Raw genomic sequence first — 255 nt, 5'->3', positions numbered from 1 at the left:
CGCAAATTGCCTCCGCATCATTCGCATCATTCTTGTTGCTCTTCACGTACGGCTTCACGAATTGCGGCGCGATCAGCCTGACGACAAAGCCCCGTTTTTGCAGCTCACGCGCCCAGTGGTGCGCACCACCGCAAGCCTCCATGCCAATCTCACACCCCGGCTCAATCTTCTCCAGCAATGCCGCCAACCATTCGGCCCGGCCCAACTTCTTACGCCATACAACCTTTTCGCAACGATCTACACCATGCACTTGAA

Annotated in this window: 1 pseudogene; it reads right to left on the bottom strand. The window is 56.1% G+C overall.

Features of this window, described 5'->3' with window-relative positions:
- Positions 1–255 (bottom strand): annotated as a pseudogene (locus GM658_RS28760) (IS110 family transposase); the annotation flags it as partial.

The sequence above is a fragment of the Massilia eburnea genome, assembly GCF_009720745.1.
Lineage (GTDB): Bacteria > Pseudomonadota > Gammaproteobacteria > Burkholderiales > Burkholderiaceae_D > Rugamonas > Rugamonas eburnea.
This window is presented reverse-complemented; position numbering and strand designations above follow the sequence as displayed.